21 protein-coding genes are annotated in these 23,034 nt (G+C 62.6%); 20 read left to right on the top strand and 1 reads right to left on the bottom strand.

Features of this window, described 5'->3' with window-relative positions; translation table 11 throughout:
* Nucleotides 1–131 precede the first annotated feature (131 nt).
* Complete coding sequence (locus tag AB5287_RS04260; RefSeq protein ID WP_007054441.1) at nucleotides 132–857, bottom strand: thiamine diphosphokinase; 726 nt, start codon at nucleotides 855–857, stop codon at nucleotides 132–134.
* Between the two features lie 101 nt (nucleotides 858–958).
* Here AB5287_RS04260 and AB5287_RS04265 point away from each other — a divergent pair, with 101 nt between their 5' ends.
* The 20 genes from AB5287_RS04265 (at nucleotide 959) to AB5287_RS04360 (ending at nucleotide 22,904) form a co-directional block, all read left to right on the top strand.
* Complete coding sequence (locus tag AB5287_RS04265; protein WP_131223952.1) at nucleotides 959–1,174, top strand: hypothetical protein; 216 nt, start codon at nucleotides 959–961, stop codon at nucleotides 1,172–1,174.
* Complete coding sequence (locus AB5287_RS04270) at nucleotides 1,110–2,093, top strand: spermidine synthase (protein ID WP_225090007.1); 984 nt, start codon at nucleotides 1,110–1,112, stop codon at nucleotides 2,091–2,093. The genes AB5287_RS04265 and AB5287_RS04270 overlap by 65 nt, the downstream gene beginning before the upstream one ends.
* A 284-nt stretch (nucleotides 2,094–2,377) precedes the next feature.
* On the top strand, nucleotides 2,378–3,100 hold the full coding sequence (infC, locus tag AB5287_RS04275) for a translation initiation factor IF-3 (RefSeq protein ID WP_032682519.1): 723 nt from the start codon (nucleotides 2,378–2,380) through the stop codon (nucleotides 3,098–3,100).
* Nucleotides 3,081–3,275 carry a 50S ribosomal protein L35 gene (rpmI, locus tag AB5287_RS04280; RefSeq protein WP_007052593.1) on the top strand — a complete coding sequence of 65 codons (195 nt, stop codon included), beginning with the start codon at nucleotides 3,081–3,083 and terminating at the stop codon, nucleotides 3,273–3,275. The genes infC and rpmI overlap by 20 nt, the downstream gene beginning before the upstream one ends.
* 52 nt (nucleotides 3,276–3,327) lie before the next feature.
* Nucleotides 3,328–3,711: a 50S ribosomal protein L20 gene (gene rplT, locus AB5287_RS04285; RefSeq protein WP_007052594.1), complete on the top strand. Its 384-nt coding sequence runs from the start codon at nucleotides 3,328–3,330 to the stop codon at nucleotides 3,709–3,711.
* Between the two features lie 69 nt (nucleotides 3,712–3,780).
* On the top strand, nucleotides 3,781–4,707 hold the full coding sequence (gene xerD / locus AB5287_RS04290; protein WP_012471804.1) for a site-specific tyrosine recombinase XerD: 927 nt from the start codon (nucleotides 3,781–3,783) through the stop codon (nucleotides 4,705–4,707).
* 127 nt (nucleotides 4,708–4,834) lie between these two features.
* Entirely contained in the window at nucleotides 4,835–7,681 is a 2,847-nt protein-coding gene (locus tag AB5287_RS04295; protein ID WP_007054447.1) for an ABC transporter ATP-binding protein/permease, read from the top strand.
* A 261-nt stretch (nucleotides 7,682–7,942) separates the two neighbouring features.
* Entirely contained in the window at nucleotides 7,943–8,782 is an 840-nt protein-coding gene (locus tag AB5287_RS04300) for a ParA family protein (RefSeq protein WP_007052597.1), read from the top strand.
* A gap of 18 nt (nucleotides 8,783–8,800) precedes the next feature.
* A complete protein-coding gene (locus AB5287_RS04305; protein WP_368220737.1) occupies nucleotides 8,801–9,715 on the top strand; it encodes a ScpA family protein in 915 nt (304 codons plus the stop codon).
* Between the two features lie 12 nt (nucleotides 9,716–9,727).
* Nucleotides 9,728–10,444, top strand: coding sequence for an SMC-Scp complex subunit ScpB (gene scpB, locus AB5287_RS04310; RefSeq protein ID WP_368220739.1), 717 nt, complete (start codon nucleotides 9,728–9,730; stop codon nucleotides 10,442–10,444).
* Between the two features lie 131 nt (nucleotides 10,445–10,575).
* Complete coding sequence (locus AB5287_RS04315) at nucleotides 10,576–11,403, top strand: NUDIX domain-containing protein (protein WP_007052600.1); 828 nt, start codon at nucleotides 10,576–10,578, stop codon at nucleotides 11,401–11,403.
* Nucleotides 11,404–11,462: 59 nt separating this feature from the next.
* Nucleotides 11,463–12,743 (top strand): quinolinate synthase NadA, encoded by a 1,281-nt coding sequence (gene nadA, locus AB5287_RS04320; RefSeq protein WP_007052601.1) that lies wholly within the window; start codon nucleotides 11,463–11,465, stop codon nucleotides 12,741–12,743.
* Nucleotides 12,744–12,834: 91 nt separating this feature from the next.
* Nucleotides 12,835–14,466, top strand: coding sequence for an L-aspartate oxidase (gene nadB, locus AB5287_RS04325; RefSeq protein ID WP_007052602.1), 1,632 nt, complete (start codon nucleotides 12,835–12,837; stop codon nucleotides 14,464–14,466).
* A gap of 3 nt (nucleotides 14,467–14,469) precedes the next feature.
* Nucleotides 14,470–15,363, top strand: a complete 894-nt coding sequence (gene nadC, locus AB5287_RS04330) for a carboxylating nicotinate-nucleotide diphosphorylase (RefSeq protein ID WP_007052603.1) — start codon at nucleotides 14,470–14,472, stop codon at nucleotides 15,361–15,363.
* Between the two features lie 2 nt (nucleotides 15,364–15,365).
* Nucleotides 15,366–16,613, top strand: a complete 1,248-nt coding sequence (locus AB5287_RS04335; protein ID WP_007054451.1) for a cysteine desulfurase family protein — start codon at nucleotides 15,366–15,368, stop codon at nucleotides 16,611–16,613.
* A gap of 31 nt (nucleotides 16,614–16,644) precedes the next feature.
* Nucleotides 16,645–17,994 (top strand): MFS transporter, encoded by a 1,350-nt coding sequence (locus AB5287_RS04340; protein ID WP_007052605.1) that lies wholly within the window; start codon nucleotides 16,645–16,647, stop codon nucleotides 17,992–17,994.
* Between the two features lie 314 nt (nucleotides 17,995–18,308).
* On the top strand, nucleotides 18,309–20,240 hold the full coding sequence (typA, locus tag AB5287_RS04345; protein ID WP_007052606.1) for a translational GTPase TypA: 1,932 nt from the start codon (nucleotides 18,309–18,311) through the stop codon (nucleotides 20,238–20,240).
* A 99-nt stretch (nucleotides 20,241–20,339) separates the two neighbouring features.
* On the top strand, nucleotides 20,340–20,786 hold the full coding sequence (locus tag AB5287_RS04350) for an alcohol dehydrogenase (RefSeq protein WP_007052607.1): 447 nt from the start codon (nucleotides 20,340–20,342) through the stop codon (nucleotides 20,784–20,786).
* A 79-nt stretch (nucleotides 20,787–20,865) separates the two neighbouring features.
* Nucleotides 20,866–21,843, top strand: a complete 978-nt coding sequence (locus tag AB5287_RS04355; RefSeq protein WP_008783121.1) for a prephenate dehydratase domain-containing protein — start codon at nucleotides 20,866–20,868, stop codon at nucleotides 21,841–21,843.
* Nucleotides 21,837–22,904, top strand: coding sequence for a prephenate dehydrogenase/arogenate dehydrogenase family protein (locus AB5287_RS04360; protein ID WP_011068024.1), 1,068 nt, complete (start codon nucleotides 21,837–21,839; stop codon nucleotides 22,902–22,904). The genes AB5287_RS04355 and AB5287_RS04360 overlap by 7 nt, the downstream gene beginning before the upstream one ends.
* Nucleotides 22,905–23,034: the final 130 nt, after the last annotated feature.

The following is a 23,034-nucleotide window of genomic DNA, read 5'->3' on the forward strand; positions in this document are numbered from 1 at the left end:
TGCGTTTTGGGCAAAAATGCCGTATTTTCTGTGAGCGCTCACAATTCGGATTGCCCGCAACCGACATGTGATTTTTCCTCTCCTTTGGAGGAATGTCTCGAATCATCATGAGCAAGCGCGCGGCATGCAAGTCAGCGAACCAGCAGCTTGGACACTGCGGTGTCCAGCTCGCCGATATCGCCGCCAAATTCGTGGAATCGACTCACCTGAGGCAACGCCACCTCGATGGGGAAGGTGACGATCAGTGTGCCGTGCTCCACGCTGATGGCCGCGTCCACGCCGTCGCGGAACTCGTTGCTTACCCCCTGCACCACCGTATTGGTCAGCGTGCCGTCTTTAAGCTCATATTTCAGCCCCGGCTCGTTCACGCCAAGCGAAACATCGGAGTGGGAGAACGCAGACACCATGCGGCCGTCCTCGGGCACCGGATGCGCGGGGAACGAAAGCCTACCATCGGTGATGGCCGTGACGATGAGCCCATCACCATACAGATACCCGCTTGCCCCATGCCGGGCCAATAATGCCATCAGTTGAATGCCGGAAATCGTATGGTCAATGCGGCCGCCCAAACCGCCATAGACATGGAATTCGCGGCAACCCGCCGACCAACCGACCTTCAGCGCGGAGAGCATGTCCGGATCGTCCTTCAGCGCGGGCAGCGCGATGGTGCGCACATCGGTGCGGGGCGGCCGGCCCTCCAGCGAATCGAAGTCGCCCACCACCACATCGGGCACGATACCCAACTGGCGCGTATGGTCGAGCCCGCCATCGGCCGCAATCACATACGCGCCGGCCGGCACCACGGGCGTGCCCGCATAGTATTCGCCCGCACCGAAAATCACGCATACCTGAGTCATGATGCCTACTGTAGCCGGTATCCACCCATCGGCCGGGAAAATGCTGATAGGCTACGCATCAGAACAGTAGTCGATAGGCGCACAGGCAGGGGAGCGGAGCGATGGCACAGATCACCGAGGCAAGCGAACGGCCGATTCTCAAATCAAAGATATTCCTCTACATCACCGAATTCTTCTCCGGCATGTCCGCTGATCTACTTCATCTCGATCAAGGCCAAGCGCATCGCCTGCGTGGTCAGCGCCGTGATCTTCGTGGCCACGTCCTGCGTCTCGCCCCTGACCGGCTTCGCGTTCTGGGAAACCAACCTGGCCTATGAGGGCGAGTCCATCTACAACTACCTGCAGGTCAAGAACCTCTCCGACCGCACGATCCTGTCCACCAACGTGCTGTTCGGCGTGCAGTCCGTCACGATGAAAGACAAAGGACTGACAGGTATGTACTACGACACGGCCCTGGCTGCGCCGGCGCTCGCCGACAATGCCAATTCCGCGCTGATCCTCGGCATGGGCACCGGCACCTACGCCCGCCAGCTGAAGCAGTATTATCCGAAAATGAACATCACCGGCGTGGAGATTGACCAGAAGATCACCGATCTGGCCGGCGAATACTTCGATGAGCCCGCCGACATCCCCGTGACCACGTATGACGGCCGAGCCTGGCTCGCCGCCTCGCATGACAAGTACGACGTGATCATGGTCGATGCGTATCAGGACATCACCATTCCCTTCCAGATGAGCTCCACCGAGTTCTTCACCATGGTCAGAGAGCACCTGAACCCCGGCGGCGTGATGGTGGTGAACATGAACATGATCTCGGACGGCCAAGGTTCGATCAACGAGGCGTTGAGCGATACCATCGCCAGCGTGTTCGGCAATGGGAACACACTGACGGCCGACGTGCCGAACACCACGAACCGTGAACTGTTCGCCAAGAAGCCGGGTTCCGGCTCCGAAGAGAACTCCATGCAGCAGGCCTCCAAGGCGCTCAACCTGCGTGAGACCACCTACGAGCGCACCGGCAGCGAAGATCTCGAATGGTATATGGAAGAGGTCGCCTCTCGATTCCGGAAGGTGAACGAACCGGACTCAGCGTCGACTATTCTCACCGACGACAAGGCGCCGGTCGAAGTACTCGGCATGCATGCCATCGATCAAATCATCGCCGATGAGGCCGGCCCATATCGGCAGATTCTCAAAGACGAAGGCTTCGGCGGTCTGCTGCGCGCCGTGCAGTAGGTTCGACACACGGACCGCGAATGTCCGGGCGTATGGTAGACTTTCTATTTGGCTTGAGAAATCAAGAAAGCGGGGCAACCCCACCTGGAAGCCTTTCAAGGCCTCGGGTTCAAGGCAAACAGCCTAGCGATTGCGATATACAACGCGTAATCAGGAATGACGCAAAGAACTGATATGCGTCTGCAGAAGCTGAGCGCATATTGGCGCGGGCTTTGGCTTGCCATGAACCCAAAGCATTGAACAGGACTCCAGCAAAGGCCCTCGCCACGGAATTGAAGTAGAGGATTGGAGTCATCATCAGCGACGAACCACGTATTAACGACGAGATTCGCGTCCCGCAGGTACGCCTGATCGGCCCGAAGGGCGAGCAGGTGGGCGTCATCGCGACTTCCGTCGCGCTGAACCTGGCCAAGGAGGCAAACCTCGATCTCGTCGAGGTGGCCCCGAACGCGAAGCCTCCGGTCGCCAAGCTCATTGATTACGGCAAGTTCAAGTACAACGAGAAGATCAAGGCTCGTGAAGCTCGCCGCAACCAGAGCACCGCGGAAATCAAGGAGATTCGTTTCCGCCTGAAGATTGACGACCACGATTTCGACGTGAAGAAGGGCCATGTGACCCGCTTCCTTAACGGAGGCGACAAGGTCAAGGTCACCATCATGTTGCGCGGTCGTGAGATCTCCCGCCCGATTGGTGGCGTGGAACTGCTGCAGCGTCTGGCCGACGATGTCGAGGAATACGGCACCGTCGAGTCCAAGCCGAAGCAGGAGGGCCGCAACATCATCATGACCCTTGCGCCGAAGGGCAAGAAGGTGCACACCCAGTCCGAGCAGCGTCGTCGTGGCGCCGAGTCCCGCGCCGAGCGTCAGGCTCGCCAGGCGGCTCGTCTCGCGGCCAAGCAGGAGTCTCAGGCTCAGGCCGCGGCCGACGCGCAGTCCGCGATTTCTCAGAAGACTTCCGACAAGAAGCAAACCAGCAAGGAGGGCAGCAATGCCGAAGATGAAAACTAATTCCGCCGCTTCCAAGCGCGCCAAGATCACCGGCACCGGCAAGGTGAAGCATGTCGGTTCCGCCATGCGCCACAACCTCGAGCACAAGTCCGCTCGCAAGCGCCGTGAACTGTCCGCCGACGATGTGCTGCGCGGCGGCCAGGCCAAGAAGCTGCACCAGCTTCTGCAGAAGTGAGCATAGGGCTTACCCGGAAATAACAAGACTTTAGAAAGCTGAGGAATAGATTATGGCACGTGTCAAGCGCGCAGTGAACGCCCACAAGAAGCGTCGCGTTGTTCTCGAGAGGGCTTCCGGCTACCGTGGCCAGCGCTCCCGCCTGTACCGCAAGGCCAAGGAACAGCTGCTGCACTCCTTTAACTACAACTTCCGTGACCGCAAGGCTCGCAAGGGCGACTTCCGCAAGCTGTGGATCCAGCGCATCAATGCTGCCGTCCGCGCTGAGGGCATCACCTACAACCGCTTCATCCAGGGCCTGCGTCTCGCCGGCATCGAGCTGGATCGTCGCGCTCTGGCTGAGATCGCCGTCTCCGACCCGGACACCTTCAAGACCATCGTGGACGCCGCCAAGGCCGCCCTGCCTGAGGACGTCAACGCTCCGGTTGAGGCCTGATTGCTTGAAGTCGTGACTTCACACTAGAAACCCCGCTTCCGAGCGGGGTTTCTTTGTACCATGGGCACTATGACCAACGGATTCACCAGACTCACCGAGCAGTTCCTCGTCCACATCGGCGTGGAGCGAGGGCTCGCCACGGCCACCGTCACCGCCTACGAATCCGACATCGCCAAATACATTGATTGGCTCGAAACCCGCGGCATCCACGAACCGGACGCCATAACCAAACAAGACGTCGAAGACTACATCGCCGCCCTTGACCAGGCGGGGGAGTCCGCCCGCTCCAAAGCCCGAAGACTGGCCTCGATCCACGAATTCCACCGTTTCGCGCTCGGTCAGCACGCGGTGACGGCGGATGTTTCGGCCGCAGTCAAGGCGCCCAAAGGCGCCAGCACCCTGCCCGACGTACTCACCGTGGACGAGGTAACCCGTCTGCTCGACGCGGCGGCAGTCGGCGGCTCAACCGATCCGGTGGTATTACGGGACAAGGCCCTGCTCGAATTCATGTACGCCACCGGCTGCCGCGTCTCGGAAGCCACCGGTGCGAATCTGGACGACATCGACCTGGACGAGCACATCGCGCGACTCATGGGCAAGGGCTCCAAGCAGCGGCTTGTGCCATTGGGCAGTTACGCATGCCGGGCCATCACCGCATACCTCAATGCGGGGCGTGGCGAGTTGGAACAGCGCTCCAGCGCCAAGATTCCCGAGAGGCGCGCACTGTTTCTCAACAAACGCGGCAAGCGCATCTCGCGGCAATCGGTATGGGAAATCGTCAAAGCAACCGGGGAGCGGGCCGGCATCACCAAACCACTCCATCCGCACACCTTGCGCCATTCCTTTGCCACGCACCTGATCCAAGGCGGCGCGGACGTGCGCACCGTGCAGGAACTGCTCGGGCACGCCAGCGTGACCACCACGCAGATCTACACGCACGTAAGCCCTGAAACCCTGATCGAAACGTATCTGACCTCACATCCCAGAGCGCGGTGAGACACACCATTTTGCGACGCGTCCGCCCATAGCGGAATCGCGGCGGGGGAGCACCAAAGTCGGCCGGAAATTCAAGGCGTGACAATACAGTACATAACAGCGAACCGTCAGCCAGGAAGAGGTATTCATGCTGCAGATCAAATCGATCTCGAAGCGCTATAAAACCGGTGATTTCGTTCAGCAGGCGCTTGACAAAGTCAGCCTGAACCTACGCGACAGCGAATTCGTCGCGATTCTGGGTCCCTCGGGTTCCGGCAAGACCACCTTGCTCAACATCATCGGCGGCCTCGACCGGTATGACGACGGCGATTTGGTGATCAACGGCATCTCGACGCGCCAATACAAGGATCGCGATTGGGATTCGTACCGCAACCACACCATCGGCTTCGTGTTCCAGAGCTACAATCTGATCCCTCACCAGACGATTCTGTCGAATGTCGAACTCGCGCTGACGATTTCCGGCATCGGCAAGGCCGACCGTCGCGAACGTGCGCGCAAGGCGCTGGAGAAGGTCGGACTCGGCGAACACATCAACAAGAAGCCAAACCAGCTGTCCGGCGGCCAGATGCAGCGCGTGGCGATCGCCCGCGCACTGGTCAACGACCCGGACATCGTCCTGGCCGACGAGCCGACCGGCGCGCTCGATTCGGACACGTCCGTGCAGATCATGAACCTGCTCAAGGACGTGGCCAAGGACCGCCTCGTGGTCATGGTCACCCACAACCCCGAACTTGCGGAACAATATGCCACGCGCATCGTCAACCTGCGCGACGGCGTGATCCGCTCCGACTCCGACCCGTTCGTCGTGGACGAGACGGCCGAACAGCCGGCCGTGTACAAGACGATGGGCCGCGCGTCGATGTCGTTCGCCACGTCGCTGGCGTTGAGCTTCAACAATCTGAAAACCAAGAAGGCGCGCACCCTGCTGACCTCGTTCGCCGGCTCGATCGGCATCATCGGCATCGCGCTGATTCTATCGGTGTCGACTGGCGTGAACACATACATCAGTGACATCCAGCGTGACACGATGACCGCCTACCCGATCACCGTCGACTCCCAGACCTTCGACCTGAGCAGCATGATGGGCGGACAGATGGGCGGCGATGACGGATATGGCGGCAAGACGCACAAAACCGACGGCATCTACCCGGACGACCGCAGCGTCAAGCAGGCGTCCAGCCTGACCAGTTCGATTACCGAAAACAACCTGACCCGCTTCAAGAAATACCTGGATAATTCCAAGAGCGAGATTCACCAGTATGTGGGTTCCACCGGCATCCAGTACACATATGACGTGAAATTCTCCGTGTTCGACCACGACCCCGACGGCACGCTGGTCAATGCGGACGGCGTGACGATCGGATCCAGCGACTCTGCCTCGATGGCCTCGCAGATGGCGTCCACAAGCTCGTCCGGCATGTCCGGCACCTCGTCGATCACCTCGCAGCAGATGTCGATGCTGACCGGCAAAACCGATGAGAACGCCGCGCCCGACTCGTTCAACGAGATCATGCCGGGAGCGGACGACAGCAAGCTCGTAGGCAAGGTTATCACCGACAACTACCAGGTGGTCAACGGTTCATGGCCGAAGTCCAAGGATGAAGTGGTGCTGGTGCTTGACGACAACAACAGCGTGCCGCTGACCACGCTGTACGAGCTCGGCCTGCTGCCCGCCTCCGATTACCACGAGATGATGTCCAAGCTCAACGCCGGCGACAAGGTCAGCACTCCACAAGACAAGATCGACTATGCTAAGGCCCTCGATCAGACGCTGTACATGATTCCGGCATCCGACCAGTACGTCAAGGGCGATGACGGCCACTACCGTTTCATCGGCAACGACAAGGACGAAATCGAACAGCGCCTCGAAACGGCCACCAAACTCAAGGTGGTGGGCGTCGTCAAGGCGAAGAAGGATGCTTCGGCCACGCCGTTGGCCGCTGGTGTGGGGTACGCGCGCGCTCTGACCAATGATTTGATCGACCGTGCGGCCTCCAGCGCCATCGTTACCGATCAGAAGGCCAACCCGAACACGAACGTGCTCAACGGCATGACGTTCTCGCCCTCGGACGATGCCACCAAGGTGGCCGACGCGCGCACCTACGTGGCTTCGCTGGGCGTGACGCAGAAGGCGAACATGGCCAAGTCGATGATGAGCGCCGGGCAGCAGTCCGGCACGGGCGCATCGGACGCCGCTGGTGCTGGTGCTGCAGGTGTCGCTGGCGCGGCGGGTGCCGGCGATCAGGCCGCCGCCATGGCCGCGATGAGCGAACAGCAGCTCGCCGACAGTTTCGACGCGTATATCGCCACGGCTTCGAACGATGTGCTTGTCGCGATCTACGACCAGTACGTGTCGACCGGCACCTACGACGACAACCTCGCCGCATTCGGTGTGGTGAGTCGTGACGCGCCCAGCTCGATCAACATCTACGCCGACAGCTTCGAAGACAAGGACCACATCGCCGACGCGATCACCGACTACAACAACACCGTCTCGAAGAAAGACAAGATCACCTACACGGATTACGTTGGGCTCATGATGAGTTCGGTGACCACCATCGTCAACGTGATTTCCTACGTGCTTATCGCGTTCGTGTCCGTCTCGCTGATCGTCTCCTCGATCATGATCGGCATCATCACCTACATTTCGGTGCTGGAGCGCACCAAGGAAATCGGCATCCTACGCGCAATGGGTGCCTCGAAGCACAACGTATCCCAGGTGTTCAATGCGGAGACCGGCATCATCGGCCTATGCTCCGGCCTGTTGGGCGTGGGCTTGACCGTGCTGCTCAATATTCCGATCAACGCCGTGCTGCACCACTTCATCGGCAATGCGGACGTCAATGCCGCCCTGCCGGTGACCGGTGGCGTGGTGCTGGTGATCCTAAGCGTGGTGCTCACGCTGATCGGCGGCCTGATTCCCTCGCGTAAGGCAGCCAAGCAAGACCCGGCCACCGCACTGCGCACCGAGTAAGCGCATCGACATAGTACGAGACGAGATCCATAAACCTCGGAACACTGGAATACCAGCGGCAAAACGGTGTTCCGAGGCGAGCCCGGCGAGTACATTAGGATGGGCGAGCAGGTATTCCCGACAAAGGGGGCGAGGGCAACGATGGACGACTGGCGAGATACCCGCGATAAAGACAGCGCATTCCGTCAAGGAACGCTGCCTATGACAGGAACGTATGTCGTTGCACCCCCAGCGAACCCGGATGTTGATAAGGTAGACAGTATGCCTACCGATTTGCTTGGACGTGAATACGAAACCTTCCCCGCACCCGAACCGCTGCAACAGCACGGTCCGGCGCGTGTCATTGCCATGTGCAACCAGAAGGGTGGCGTAGGTAAGACCACCAGCTCCATCAATATTGCCGGTGCGTTGGCCCAGTATGGCCGCCGCGTGCTTATCGTCGATTTCGATCCGCAGGGTGCCGCCACTGTGGGACTGGGCGTCAACGCGAATACCGTGGAGAACACGATTTACACCGCGCTGTTCGATATTTCCGTGGACCCACATGATGTGGTGCAGCACACCGCATTCGAGAACATCGATGTGATTCCGGCGAACATCGATTTGTCCGCCGCCGAGGTCCAGCTGGTCACCGAAGTGGGCCGAGAGCAGATCCTGAACAGCGTGCTGCGCAAGCTCAAGTCGGAATACGATCTCATCATCGTCGACTGCCAGCCATCGCTCGGCCTGCTCACCGTGAACGCGCTTGCCGCAGCTGATGGCGTGATCATTCCCGTGGCCGCCGAATTCTTCGCCTTGCGCGGTGTGGCCCTGCTTATGCAGTCCATCGAAAAAGTGCAGTCCCGCATCAATCCCGCATTGGAAGTGGATGGCGTGCTCATCACCATGTACACCAAGACACTGCACTGCGAAGAGGTCTGCCAGCGCGTTTACGAGGCGTTCAGCGAAAAGGTGTTCCACACGTTCATCTCCCGCTCCATCAAACTGCCCGATTCCACGGTTGCCGCCGCGCCCGTGGTGGTCTATGCCCCTGAGCACAAGACATCAAAGGAATACCGTGAGGTGGCACGTGAGCTCATTGCTCGCGGCATCGTGGCGTAACGATTGTTTCGATAAACGATGAATGAGACTTCCCTTTCTCGGCTCCCCTCTCTGAGGGAAGCTGGCTCGCGTAGCGAGGCTGAGGGGAGCTCCGCGGAAGCCGAAATCAGCACGGAGGAATCCGCCACTTCCGGCTTCCGGGTCAACCTCGAAGTCTATTCCGGTCCGTTTGATGCCTTGCTCGGCATGATCGCCAACAACAGACTCGAGCTGACCGAAGTTTCCCTCTCCTCGATCACCGAGGAATTCCTGACATACGTGCGCGGGCTCGATTTCACAAAAAACATGGATGAGGCCAGCGCCTTTCTCGATATCGCCTCTATTCTGGTCGAGGCCAAAATCGTGGCGATTCTGCCCGGCGGCGAAGACAGCCAGCACGACGAGCAGAGCCTCGAAGTGCTGCGCGAACGCGATTTGCTGTTCGCCCGACTCCTCCAATACCGCGCCTACAAGCAGGCCGCAGGTGACTTCCGGGCGCGTATCGCCGCCAACTCCGGCCGATTCCCGCACCCGGCGGCCATGGACGAGGGCATTGCCGCCATGCTGCCTGAGCTGGTATGGACGCTGACTCCGCTCGAACTCGCCCGACTGGCCGCCCAGGTCATCGCCAACGCGCCCGCCTCCGAAGTGTCGATCCATCAGCTGCACGTGCCGTTGGTCGATCTGCGGGCCCAATCGCTGGTGGTGCGCGACCGGCTGATCGCGGCATTGGAATCCAAGGGCGACCAGTCGATATCGTTCAGCGAATTGACCCGGGACTGCACTTCTCGTATTGAGGTGGTGGCTCGGTTCATGGCCGTGCTCGTGTTCTTCAAACAAGGTGTGCTGCAGTATCAGCAAGATGGTCCGTTTGCCGAACTGCACCTGAGGTGGGTACCCGGCGTAGCCGAAACGATGAGCGACGTGAACATTTCCGAAGGTGATTTTGCGTAAGGACGGCGATTGGTGACTGAACAGATTGACGCAACGAATACAACCGAACACATGGCGGATGCCGAATCGACGGCTGAATCCGCAAAGGCCGCGGTGAGGGGAGTGGAGGAGACTCACCCCGAATACGTGGATTTCGCGGTAGACGATTTTCCCGGCGGGCTGCCCGCCTGTCTGGAAGCGATTCTGATGGTCGCCGACCAGCCGCAGACCGCCACCGAGCTGGCCCGTATTTTGGCATTGGATCGCAACACAGTCGAAGAGGTATTGCGAGCCCTGCACGATGACTATGAGGGCGATGAATCCCGTGACATCCGCCCGCGCGGCTTCGAACTGCGCCGCACCGCTCGTGGCTGGCAGTTCGCCAGTCGCGCCGCGTTCGAGCCGGTCGTCTCATCATTCGTCACCGACGGCCAGACTGCGAGACTCAGTCAGGCCGCACTGGAGGCGCTTGCCATCGTGGCCTATCGCCAACCCGTCACCCGAGCCCAAGTGGCCGCGATCCGCGGTGTCAACTCCGATGGAGTGATTCGCTCGCTCACGGTACGCGGCCTTATCAAGGAAGACGGCGTGGACCCCGAATCCCGCGCGGCCCTCTTGGTCACCTCCGAATTCTTCCTCGACCAAATGGGTCTGAAGAGTCTCGACGAACTACCCTCCCTAGCGCCATTCCTCCCGTCCGTCGCCGAAATGACACAGTCGAAATCGGAAGATACGGACGTGATTTCGTAGCGATTGGGGCCCGCTGCCTGACCAATATTCGTGCGCTAGACCATCCGATATGTGATTTATGGTCATTGTGACTATAAGTAGTGCTATGCTCTCAATGCAGGGAGAACAACCGGTATGGAAAGAGGCATGGCATGGGATTCGGCAATGTGTCCGAGCGCCGCAGCGCACCGCCACAGGTCGGCGTGTCAGTGGTGATTCTGGCACTCGGCCCGGAAGACGATACCGGCAACAGTGCCGCCGATTCCGGCAACGCCGCGAACTCGGCCCATTCCCGTCTCTGGTTGCCCCTGGTCAAGCGCGTCCGTCAGCCGTTCCTGGGCTGCTGGGCGTTGCCCGGCGGTGACCTGCGCTCCGACCGGTCGTTGGAACAGTCCGCCTACGCGGCCCTCGAATCGACCACAGACCTGCACCCGCGATACCTCGAACAGCTGTACACCTTTGGAGGCCCGACCCGGTCCCATGGCGGATTGCCCATGGTATCCGTCGTGTACTGGGCGCTCGTCGGCCAGACCGAGGCCGCGGGCTTCGAGGACGGTGACAACGTACGATGGTTCCCCGAAGACGAACTGCCCGAGCTGGCGTTCGACCATCGCCAGATCATCGACTACGCGCTGCTCCGCCTGCGCTCCAAAATCGAATACTCCGACGTGGCCACCCGACTGCTCGGCCCCACGTTCACCCTGCGCCAACTGCACGGCGTCTATGAGGCGATTGGCGGCGAACCCCTCGACTTGGCGAACTTCCGCCGCAAAATGCTTGCCTCGGGCGACCTTGAAGACACCGGGGAGAAGATGCGCGAAGGCCGCCAACGACCGGCCACCGTCTACCGCTACATCCCCAAACGACCTGTCGAGAACGGTACGCCCCACGAATCCGATGGTGACGACATCGTGGAATTGTCCAGACAAGGCGAGCGTGAAGACGCTCTCGACGCGCTGATCCCATCCGCGCGCATCTGATTTTTCCCGCCGACCCGCTTCGGGCCGGTATCACAGACGTATATAGGAAAGGAACCACTATGACCGCACTATTCACTGCGCCGTCCGTTGACGAGATCATCGCCAAGCTGGGCGCGCAAAGCACCTGCGATGCAGGACTGACCCAGGACCCATGGCACTTCGACACCACCACACCCAGCTACGGTCCCGGTGCCTCGATGCTCGACCGTCTGCCCGCCAACGCGCCGCGCCAGCAGGTGTTGCCGGACGAATACCGCAAGGCCTCCGACGAGGAACTGCAGCAGCGCATCTCCGACGCCAAGCAGCGTCTCGGCTCCAAACTGTTGATTCTGGGCCACTTCTACCAGCGTGACGAGATCATCAAGCACGCCGATTTCGTGGGCGACTCCTTCCAGCTGGCCAAGAACGCCACCGAACGCCCGGACGCCGACCACATCGTGTTCTGCGGCGTGCACTTCATGGCCGAAACCGCCGACATCCTCTCCACGCCCGAACAGAGCGTGACCCTGCCCAACCTGTCCGCCGGCTGCTCGATGGCCGATATGGCCAACATCGACCAGGTCCAGGAATGCTGGGACCAGCTCGGCGAGATCTGCGGCACCCAGCCGGACTCCGATGGCTTGCAGCAGATCATTCCGGTCACCTACATGAACTCATCCGCCGCGCTGAAGGCGTTCTGCGGACGCAACGGCGGCATCGTATGCACCTCTTCCAATGCGCACGCCGTGCTGGAATGGGCGTTCGCCCGCGGCAAGCGCGTGCTGTTCTTCCCGGACCAGCATCTGGGCCGCAATACCGCCCGCGCGATGGGCATTCCGCTGAGCGAGATGCCGCTGTGGGATCCGTTCAAGGCACAGGGCGGCGCCGCCGATCCGGCCGATTACGCCCGCGCCAAGATGATTCTGTGGAAGGGCTTCTGCTCCGTGCACCAGCGTTTCACCGTCGAACAGGTCGAACGTGCCCGCAAGGCATACCCGGGCGTCAAGGTGATCGTGCACCCCGAGTGCTCGATGCAGGTGGTCGATGCCGCCGACGGTACTGGCTCCACCGCGTACATCGTCAAGGAGATCGCCAACGCGCCCGCCGGATCCGCCATTGCTGTGGGCACCGAAATCAACCTGGTGAACCGTCTGGCCGCGCAGTACCCGGACAAGACCGTGTTCTGCTTGGACCCCGTGGTCTGCCCCTGCTCCACGATGTACCGCATCCACCCGGCCTACCTGGCTTGGGCTTTGGAGAACCTCGAAGCCGGCAACGTGGTCAATCGCATCACCGTGGACGAAGACACCGCCCGCGAAGCCAAGGTGGCACTGGAGCGCATGCTGCGCGTTCACCCGTGATTCGTCCCTGGCGCTCCTCGTACATGAGGGGAGCTGTCCGCGTAGCGGACTGAAGGGAGCAGATGACGCAAAAACAGAGGAAAGCAACACAATGAGCAACACTGAAATCGTCGTCGTGGGCGCCGGCGTCGCCGGACTGTCCGCGGCACTGGCCGTGGCCGGCACCGGACACGACGTGACCTTGGTAACCAAGGCCGAACTGGTGGAATCAAACACCTATCATGCGCAGGGCGGCATCGCTGCAGCCATCTTCTCCGACGACGACCCGAAGCTGCATGCCGCCGACACCATGGCCGCGGGCCACGGCCTGTGCGACCCGAAGGCCGTGGACATCCTCACCCGTGAGGGTGCGGAGCGCGTCCGCGAGTTCGCCGCGGCCGGCGTCCACTTCGACCGCGACGCGCATGGACACATGCTGCGCGGCCTGGAAGCGGCTCATTCGCGCGCCCGCGTGGTGCATGCCGGGGGAGACGCCACCGGCAAAGTGTTTGAACTGGACGTCTCCGCCATGGTGCGCAAGAACCCGCGCATCCACATCATCGAGAACGCCTTCCTCAAAGATCTCATCGTGCGGGGCGGCCACATCGCCGGCGTCCACCTGCTGATCGACGGGCAGGACAAGGATCTGGCCGCCGACCGGGTGATCTTGGCCGCCGGTGGAGCAGGCCGTATGTACCCGTACACCACCAATCCGCCGGTCGCCACTGCGGACGGCCTCGCCGTCGCATGGCGTGCCGGTGCCCAGGTCGCCGATCTGGAGTTCTACCAGTTCCATCCCACCGCCATGGCCGTGGGCGAGCACTTCCTCGTCTCCGAAGCCGTGCGCGGCGAAGGTGCGGTGCTGCTGGATGAGCATGGCCACAGGTATATGAAGGACATCGATCCGCGCGCCGAACTCGCGCCGCGTGACGTCGTGGCCCGCGAGAACTTCCGCGTGATGCAGGCGCAAGGCGGCAAGCCCGTGATGCTCGACGTCTCGCCGATGGCCCGCGAGAACCCCGACCTGGCCAGCTTCCTGGCCCACCGATTCCCGACCATCGACGCCTATACGCGTTCGCTTGGCTTCGACTGGAGCAAGGAGCCGATTCCGGTGGCGCCCGCCGCGCACTACTACATGGGAGGCATTCGCACCGATCTGAACGCCCGGACCTCCATTCCCGGCCTGTATGCGGCCGGCGAATGCGCTCGTACCGGTGTCATGGGCTCCAACCGTCTTGCCTCCAACTCGCTGCTCGAGGGGCTCGTCTACGGACGCCGCGCCGGTCTGGCCGCCGTCGCGGACGGTGACGACGCGGTCTGGGCACCCGAACCGTTCCTGAACTCCGCCACCGGTTCCGTGTTCGACCATGCGCCGATCGCGCTGGCCGCCCCTGCCGCTACGGCTGCTGCTGACGATACCGCCGCCGACAAGGTGTGGAATCGTACCCGCATCCAGAACACCATGTGGCATGGCGTCGGCGTGCTGCGCGACGAGGCCGGACTGAAAACCGCCATCGCCGAACTCGGCCAAGGCCTCGCCGCCGCAAACGCCCAGGCTGATGTAAACGCCGATGGTGCTGCAAGCAGCGTTGAGGCTTTGGAGAACCGCAACATGCTCACCGTAGGCTATGTGGCCGCCACCGCCGCGCTCGCCCGCACCGAGTCGAGAGGCGCCCACGCCCGCACCGACCACAGCGAGCCAGTCGACAACTGGGCCCACTCCGTCGCCTACATCAAGGACTGACCCATGCTCACATCACACATCATCCGCGTCGCCGTCGAAGCGGCGCTCGCCGAAGACGCGCCCTACGGCGACATCACCTGCGAGACCACCATCCCCGCGGACGAAACCGGCTCGGCCCACCTCACCGCGCGCGAAAACGGCGTGATGAGCGGCATCGACGTGTTCGCCGCAGCCTTCGCCGCACAGAACCCGGCCGTCACCGTCACCGCCGCCATCAAGGACGGCGAGCGATTCCAGCGCGGCCAGATACTCGCCACCGTGAAAGGCCCGGTACGCGACCTGCTCACCGCCGAGCGCATCGCCCTCAACTTCACTCAGCGCATGAGCGGCATCGCCACCATGACCGCCGCCTTCGTGGACGCGGTGAACGCCATCTACGGCGATGATTATGACGGACCCGTCACCCGGCCGCGCCGCTACGAGCGCACCCGCATCGTCGATACGCGCAAAACCACGCCCGGCCTGCGCCCGTTCGAGAAATACGCCGTGGTCTGCGGCGGCGGCCACAACCATCGTTACGGACTGTCCGACGCGGTCATGATGAAGGACAACCATCTGGCGGCGCTCGCCGCGCGCGGCATCGACCTGGCCGGCGCGATCCGCCACGTGCGCGAACAGGTGGGCCACACCACGCATATCGAAGTGGAAGTCGACCGCCTTGACCAGATTCCCGCCGTGCTCGCCGGCGGAGCGGACACCATCATGCTGGACAATTTCTCGCTCGACGACACCCGTCGCGGCGTGGAGCTCATCGACGGTAAGGCCATCGTGGAAGCCAGCGGCAACATGAGCCTGGAGCGAGTGCCAGCCGTGGCCGTCACCGGCGTGGACGTGATCTCCGTGGGCGCGCTCACCCACTCTGTGCGCAGCATCGACCTCGGATTGGATTGGAACTAGTCATGGCCGATACCCCCAACGCATCCGGTGAACCCGGCGAACTGTACCTGGACGCCGCCGCCACCGAATCAGTGAGCCCGGCAGTCATCGAGGCCATGACCCCGTTCCTGACTGAGGCCTACGCCAATCCGGCCAGCGTGCACCAGCCCGGCAAAACCGCGGCCCGCGCGCTGGACGCGGCTCGCGCATCATTTGCCGCGGCATTGGGCGCCCGGCCGGATGACGTGATCTTCACCTCAGGCGGCACCGAATCGGACAATCTGGCCATCAAAGGCATCGCCATGGCGCGCATGCGCAAACTGGGCTTGCGGCCGGTCTGCGGATTCGCCGAAGCCGATGGCAAACAGCCGGCAAATTGTCGCCCGCGCATTATCATTTCCGCTATCGAGCACCCGGCCGTGGCCCAATCGGCGGCATGGCTGCACGAATGGTTCGGTTTCGAAGTCGTGCGCATTCCCGTGGATGCGCAAGCACATCTCGATCTCGACGCACTTGAACGCGAGCTCGACGGCGAGGCCAGTGAACGTACCACGATGGTCTCCACCATGCTGGCCAACAACGAGGTCGGCACCGTGGAACCCGTGGAGGAACTGGTCCGCATCGCCCACGCGCACGGCGTGCCCATCCATGTAGACGCCGTACAGGCCGCCGGGCAGATTCCGATTCGTTTTCGTGACTGGGATGTGGACGCCCTGTCCGTATCCGGACACAAATTCGGCACCCCCAAAGGTCTGGGAGCGCTGCTGGTACGCGGCCGCACACCCATCGAACCGGTGCTGTCCGGAGGCGGGCAGGAACGCGGCCTGCGCTCTGGCACGCAGAACGTGGCCGGTGCCGTGGCGCTCGCCATCGGACTCAACGAATCGAATGCGCGCATGCAGGCGCAGTACCGTGAGTTGGTCGCGTCCCGAGACATGCTCATCGACGCGGTTCGCCGGGTCGCGCCTCGCGCCGACCTGACCGGCGACCCCGAACGCCGTCTGCCCGGTCACGCCTCCTTCATCTTCCCCGGCGTCACCGGGGAAGCGCTGCTCGTCGACCTGGACGCGCGCGGCATCGCTGCCTCATCCGGCTCGGCCTGCGCCATCGGGCGCCACGAGATTCCTGCCACGTTGCTGGCGATGGGCCTCGAACCGTCCATCGCCAAATCGGCATTACGCATGACCTTCCGCAAGCCGCTGACCCGCGAACAAGTCGAACGCATCAGCTTGGCCATCGAAGAGTCCTACACCGACCTGACCCGCCATTAAATCTGACGCCACTTACCAGAAAGGAAACGACGTGAGCACCACCACTTCAGCGCAACCCGCGCAGCTCACCCGCAACGAGCGCCTCGACCGGCTGCCCTTCAACAAGGCGCACCGCAAACTCCTCGTCGCCTCCGGCATCGGCTGGGCATTCGACGCCATGGACGTCGGCCTCGTCTCCTTCGTAGTCGCCGCCATCGCCGCCGACCCGCACTTCAACCTCACCCCGACCGAAAAGTCATGGGTGCTGTCCATCGGCTTCGTCGGCATGGCCATCGGCGCGGCAGTGGGCGGCTTCATCGCCGACCGCGTGGGCCGCAAAACCGTGTTCACCGCCACACTGATTATCTTCGGCATCGCCAACGGTGCCATGGCCCTATCTTGGTCACTCGGCATGCTGCTCGGCGCCCGACTGATCATCGGACTGGGCTTGGGCGCGGAACTGCCGGTCGCCTCCACGCTGGTCTCCGAGTTTTCGCCGACCAAACAGCGCGGCCGCATGACTGTGCTGCTGGAATCGTTCTGGGCCGTCGGCTGGATCGTCGCCGCCATGATCGGCTACTTCGTGATCCCGAACACCGGCGACTGGGGCTGGCGCTGGGCGCTGGCCATCGGCGCGCTGCCACTGCTCTACGCAATCGTCACCCGCGTGCACATCCCAGAATCCGTGCGATTCCTCGAAGCCAAGGGTCGCGAAGACGAAGCCGAAAAGGCCGTGCGCTACTTCGAGGAAGCCGGGGGAGTAGCCCCGGTAACCTCTCCCAAGGGCAAGCCGCTGCCGAAGATCAAGACGCGCGAACTGTTCGGCTCCAAGTACCTGGCCCGCACCATCGCCATCTGGGCCACGTGGTTCTTCGTGAACTTCTCCTACTACGGCGCGTTCACATGGATGCCGTCGCTGCTCGCCGACCAGTTCGGCTCCCTGACCAAGTCATTCGGCTACACGCTCGCCATCTCCATCGCCCAGCTGCCCGGTTACTTCCTAGCCGCCTGGCTGGTGGAGGTCTGGGGCCGCCGCAAGACGCTGAGCATCTTCCTGGCCGTCTCCGCCGTGGCCGCCTTCGCGTTCTCGCAGGCCGGATCTGTGGCCCTCGTGCTCGTGTTCGGCATGCTGCTGTCCGCCTCCAACCTCGGTGCGTGGGGCGTGCTGTACGCCGTGACCCCGGAAATCTACCCGACCCGCCTGCGTGGCGCGGCCGCCGGTGCCGCCGCAGCGGTGGGCCGCATCGCCGCCATCATCGCGCCGCTCCTCATGCCGTGGTTCCTGACCCTGTCCGGCGGCAACAAGGCCGTGGCCTTCATCATCTTCGCCGCCGCCTTCATCATCGCCTGCGTCGCCGCCCTCTGCCTGCCCGAACGCAAAGGCCTCGATCTCGAAGACTGACGGAAGTCGATGACGGGAGAACAGATATTTGCCTGATTACCGGCAGAACCCCCGCGTCCCGGCGAAAGGGACGCGGGGGTTCTGCCGTTTGAAGGCCGTAAAAACGGCAGAAATCCCGCGAGGGGTTCGTCGAGACGCGGGAGTTCTGCCGTTGTGAGGTGCTTTTCTATGTTCCGACATAGTCAAGGTGTGCGAGTACCATCGTGACGGTTTGTGTGTAGGTATGAATAAACACCTCAGAGTAAGTACTTAAGTACTCGAGAACGCAAGTACCGAACGATTACGCAAAAGAATCAGTATTAAGAGAGGTTTCGATGGCGGTTCGTGGAGATATCCGTAATGTGGCGATTGTGGCTCACGTCGATCACGGCAAGACCACCCTGGTCAATGCCATGCTTCAGCAGTCGCACGTGTTTTCCGAGCGTGAGGAAGTGCCGGATCGTGTAATGGATTCCAACGATCTGGAACGCGAGAAGGGCATCACCATCCTCGCCAAGAACACGGCCGTGGAATACACCGGTCCGCTGGCCGCCAAGTACGGCCACCCGGAGGGCATCACCCTCAACATCATCGACACCCCCGGCCACGCCGATTTCGGCGGCGAGGTCGAGCGCGGCATCTCCATGGTTGACGGCGTCGTGCTGCTCGTGGACGCCTCCGAAGGCCCGCTGCCGCAGACCCGCTTCGTGCTGCGCAAGGCCCTCGAAGCCAAGCTGCCGGTCATCCTGTGCGTGAACAAGGTCGACCGCCCCGACGCCCGTATCGAAGAGGTCGTCGGCGAAACCTCCGACCTGCTGCTCGGCCTGGCCGACGACGTGCAGCACGAGGGCATCGACCTGGACCTTGACCAGCTGCTTGAAATGCCGGTCATCTACTGCGCCGCCAAGGCCGGCTACGCCTCCGTGAACCAGCCCGCCGACGGTGGCCTGCCGGACAACGACAACCTCGAGCCGCTGTTCGAAACCATCATCTCCACCATCCCGGCCCCCGAATACGAGGAGGGCGCCCCGCTGCAGGCTCACGTGGCCAACATCGACTCCTCCGACTTCCTCGGCCGACTCGGTCTGGTCCGTATCTACAACGGCACCCTTGAGAAGGGCAAGACCTACGGCCTGTCCCGTGTGGACGGCTCCCTCGAGAACTTCCGCGTCTCCGAACTGCTGCGCACCCAGGGCCTCGAGCGTATCCCGGTCGAATCCGCAGGCCCCGGCGACATCGTGGCCGTTGCCGGCGTTAACGACATCATGATCGGCGAGACCATCGTCGACCCCAACGACCCGAAGCCGCTGCCGCTCATCCATGTGGACGATCCGGCCATCTCCATGACCTTCGGCACCAACGACTCCCCGCTGGCCGGCACCGAGGGCAAGGACCACAAGCTCACCGCCCGCATGATCAAGGACCGTCTGGACCGCGAGCTCATCGGTAACGTGTCCATCAAGGTGCTGCCCACCGACCGTCCCGACGCTTGGGAAGTCCAGGGCCGTGGCGAGCTGGCGCTGGCCGTGCTTGCCGAGCAGATGCGCCGCGAAGGCTACGAGCTGACCGTCGGCCGTCCGCAGGTGGTCACCAAGAAGATCGACGGCGTGATCAACGAGCCGATGGAAAACACCACCATCGACGTGCCGGAAGAGTACATGGGTACCGTCACCCAGCTCATGGCCGACCGTAAGGGCCGTATGGATGGCATGACCAACCACGGCTCCGGCTGGGTCCGTCTGCAGTTCACCGTGCCGTCCCGTGGTCTGATCGGCTTCCGCACCGCGCTGCTTTCCGCCACTCGTGGCACCGGCATCTCCTCCTCCATCTCTGCCGGCTACGCGCCGTGGGCTGGCGCCATCACCATTCGCCAGAACGGTTCCATGGTTTCCGATCGCAAGGGTATCGCCACCCCGTACGCCATGCAGCGTCTGCAGGCCCGTGGCAACTTCTTCGTCGAACCGCAGTCCCCGGTGTATGAAGGCCAGGTCGTGGGTGTGAACAACAAGCCCGACGAGCTGGACGTGAACATCACGCTGGCCAAGCACATGACCAACATGCGTTCCTCCACCGCTGACGTGCTCGAAACCCTGACCCCGCCGATCAAGATGAGCCTTGAGGAGTCCCTGGACTTCGCCAACGAGGACGAGTGCGTGGAAGTCACCCCGGAGTCCATCCGCGTGCGCAAGATCATCCTCGGCCGTGAGGACTGGTACAAGTGGCGCGCCAAGCAGCGCCGCCAGAACGCCGCCCAGCAGGGTAAGTGATTTGGTGCGGCTGTAGCCGACCATTCTCTCTAGCTCCCCTCTCTGAGGGGAGCTAAGTTTATTCCTCACCAAGTCATATCCCCACCTATACTGAAACGCATGACTGTGAAGAGCACTACTGAATTGCGTCCGTGGTCGTATCGCCAGAACGCGCTGGTCAAATCGTTGATCACGATTGCGGCGGGCGTGGCTTCCGCCTTTGTGGGCACGTTCGCCCACCGTATGGGTGCGGAACTGAATATTCCGTATGGTCTGGTGCTGGCGTTTCTGCTGATCGGCCTATCGACATGGTGCGCCCGTTCGCGCATGGGCGCGGTCGGACTGGCCCTGCACCTCATCGCCTCCTCACTGACCGCATGGGGCATGGCGCTGACCACCACATCCGGCAAAGCGCTCATCGTCGCCGGATTCCAAGGCGACATGCCGTTCTTCTCCCAACATGCCGGCTACATCTGGCTGTACGGCCTGATACTGGTCCAAGTCGTCCTGCTCATTCTTCCCGCCCGCTGGTTCGTCATTCCCACTCATTCTGAATCGCGCGCGTAACTATATATGGCGATACATTCCCGGGAATGCGTCGCGTATCGGCGGGCGTAGGGGATTACGGCCGCTACCATAGAACTTTATGGCACGCATGAAACTGTTTTACTTGGGCCCGGAGGGCACCTTCACCCATCAGGCGGCAATGACGGCCGCCGACCAGTTCGCCACACTCGGCGACTTCGACCTCATCGCTCTGCCCGACGTGCCCGCGATCATGCAGGCCGTACAGTCGCGCCAAGGCTGGGGCGTCATCGCATGGGAAAACAACGTCGAAGGCTATGTGGTCCCGAATCTCGACGCGCTGATCGACGCCCCCAACGCGGCCGGCTTCGCCCGGATCAGTGTGGACGTGGCCTTCAACGCCTTCACCGTGCGCGGCCACAGCATCTACGACTGCACCGGCAACCCCGTCAGCGCCCACCCGCACGGTCTGGCCCAATGCACCCGGTTCATCGCCGAACACCATTTGCAGCCCGAACCCGCATCCTCCAACGCCGCCGCCTGCCGCGACCTGAAGCCCGGCCGCGTGGCGCTCGGCCCCAGCATCTGCGGCGAACTCTACGATCTCGACACCCTCGCCGAACATGTGCAGGATTTCGATGGCGCGCACACCGAATTCCTTGTCATCGCCCCGCGTGATGTGGTCCAGGAACTCAACGCCCGCGCCCACAGCAATGACGCCGGCGACTTCGAAACCATCATCACCTTCATCCCGCTGGTCACCGGCCCCGGCGTACTCGCCGACCTGCTGGACGTCCTGCGCGATGCGGGACTGAACATGACCAGCTTCATCTCGCGCCCGATCAAAGGCCACGACGGAACCTACAGCTTCATCGCCACCCTTGACGCCGCCCCCTGGGAGCCGAGATTCCGCACCGCACTGGAAGAGATCGCCGGACACGGCGACTGGGCAAAAACCCTGGCCGTCTACCCACGCCGCGAACGCCCGAACCCGCCGGTCGACGCCTGGATGCTGCCCGAGGGCGGCGTCCACATCACCAATCGCGCGCCGGAAGGCTGGCAGTACACCGAGGAAGCAAGGAAGGAACTGCTGTGGTAGATACAGTCGGAATCGTCGGACTCGGATTGATCGGCGGCTCGCTCGCACGCCGCCTGACCGAGCGCGGCGTGCGCGTCGTCGCGTGGAACCATCGCCCGCACCCCTACGCCCAGGCCGAAGCCGATGGCATTTTCTGCAAGAGCACGCTCTCCGAACTCATGGATGCCGAGCCGGATGTGGTCGTGCTGTGCAATCCGCTCAAGGCGATGCCCGCAATCCTCGCCGCCCTGGCCCCGCTCATGGGCGACCATCCGAACACCACGCTCACCGACGTGGGCTCGGTCAAGGGCATGGTCCGCGATCAGGTCAAGGCTGCCGGGCTGGGGAAGTGCTACGTCGGCGCCCATCCGATGGCCGGCAACGAACTGTCCGGCTGGCAGGCCGCCGACCCGCATCTGTACGACGGTGCCCTATGGGCCATCACCGTGGACGAGTCCACGGACTACCGCCGCTTCCTCGACGTCGCCGCGATGATCACCAAGGACGTCGGCAACCGCGTCATCGTCGTGGACGACGAAACGCATGACAAGGCCGCGGCGATGATCTCCCACATGCCGCATGTGGTGTCCACCGCGCTGATCAACGAACTGGTCGCCAACCCGGACCGCAACATCGCCGCCGCGCTGGCCGCCGGCTGCTGGAGGGACATGACCCGCGTGTCCCTGACCGACCCGGACCGCACGCGCGCGATGGTCGAGGAAGACTCGCTGAACGTCGAAGCGCTGCTGCGCCGCATGGCGGCACGTCTGACCGATATGGCCGACCAACTGCACGCTGGTGCCGCCGGCGAGCAGGATGTGATGGGATTCTTCGCCGAAGGCGACCCCTTCCGCCGGTACAAGGCCGCCGTGACACATGCCGGCATCACCGCTGCACAAGACGGTACGGCCACCGCTGCGCCGCAAGCCGGCACAACTGCCGCCGGATTCCCGGAACGCGAGCTCGCCGTCCCCGAAGCCGGCTGGCAGCAGACCCTGCTGTTCTCCGCACGCCGAGGAGAAGCCATCACCGGCTTCGTCCATCCACGTCAGGCCATCATCCAACTGCGCCCCGCCATGTAACTGCGTACCGCCATGTAGGCCCGTGCGCAGGTTCCCCTCGCCGCCTGTCACGAAGAAGGCCGCGCGAGGGGGATGAAGTTCCCGCTTGTTTTCGTGAGAAGACCGTGTGGCTCCGCTGTTCGAAAGACCC

Source organism: Bifidobacterium sp. RTP21102st3_E2_RTP21102_210122 (assembly GCF_040916945.1).
In the GTDB taxonomy this organism is placed as follows: domain Bacteria; phylum Actinomycetota; class Actinomycetes; order Actinomycetales; family Bifidobacteriaceae; genus Bifidobacterium; species Bifidobacterium longum.